The organism is Anditalea andensis (assembly GCF_000714815.1).
Classification (GTDB): domain Bacteria; phylum Bacteroidota; class Bacteroidia; order Cytophagales; family Cyclobacteriaceae; genus Anditalea; species Anditalea andensis.
In genome coordinates this window covers 1-1,091 of record NZ_JMIH01000032.1, presented here as the reverse complement: position 1 = coordinate 1,091, position 1,091 = coordinate 1, and the positions used below count along the sequence as shown (strand labels likewise).

Genomic DNA, 1,091 nt, shown 5'->3' with positions numbered 1-1,091 from the left:
GATTTGGAAGAATAGGGATGTTCCTATACATGAACTGTATGCCCAGCCTGACCAACAGGATACTGCCAATCCTTATTATATCGGTAAAGGAAATCCACATGCCGATATCCTAATGATAAAATTCATCACCTTCACCGATCCCACCCGGCAAAAACTAGTCATCAGCACCAGACAGCTCAGCACTTCGGTATCAGGAGAATTGATGCAAAATATAGTAGAAGAAATAAATAGGTTTAAGAAGCTTAAAGTCAGCTGAAAAACTGATGGGCCGGTATGATAAAGATATTTGGGGAATTGAAATATATGGTCTGGATAAAGCTATAGATGAATGGCTTAAGGTCACCTGAGTATACCTATATCACCAATATGTAGTACTTGAAAAAAAGTTTAGAAAAAATAGCTGATTTTAATCATGATGAAATACTTCATCATGATTAAAGCGTAAATCAAATTTATATAAAAGTATTTCATGAAATAACAATAAAAAATACCTCGAACTAGGTATTGCACCGCTTTATTAAAAAAACCATATTGTAAAGTCATCAGCTTAAGCAATAAATTTTGGACAATAGGTGTCGCTAAAAAATTATCGTTGGCATAACTAGTTACTTTTAAATAAAATATACCTGTAGATATATGAGATTCAAAATCAAACTGACCAGAACGAGCAGGACCAAATTTCTTCCGCTCAACTATCAGTACGAGTTGTCCGCTGTCATCTACCGCATCATAGACAGCGCCAATGCAGCCTTTGCAGCCTTTCTTCATGATGAGGGATATAGTGCATTTGGGAGGCAGTTCAGGCTGTTCACCTTTTCGAGGCTGGACTTTGCAGGGAACAAAATACACCGTGACCGTGGTGTCATAGAGCATTACGGACAGGAAGCGAGCTTTGAGATCAGTTTTCTAATAGACAGGGCTGCAGAGGAATTTATCAGGGGTCTCTTTATGGCCCAGGCCTTCAGGATTGGGGACCAGATCAGCTCGATCGATTACCTGGTGAGCAGCATAGAAACGGTTAGGCCACCTGTTTTTCAGCAGACCATGCATTACCGCTGCCTGTCTCCTCTGTTCATCCGCCAGAAGCGTGG

Annotated in this window: 2 protein-coding genes; both read left to right on the top strand. The window is 40.1% G+C overall.

The annotated features are described in order from the left end of the window. Positions 1 to 256 (top strand): hypothetical protein (locus EL17_RS20320; protein ID WP_035078755.1); only part of this gene is annotated, 256 nt, incomplete at its 5' end. A gap of 380 nt (positions 257 to 636) precedes the next feature. Then, a partial coding sequence (locus tag EL17_RS20315; protein ID WP_035078753.1) for a hypothetical protein occupies positions 637 to 1,091 on the top strand: 455 nt, incomplete at its 3' end.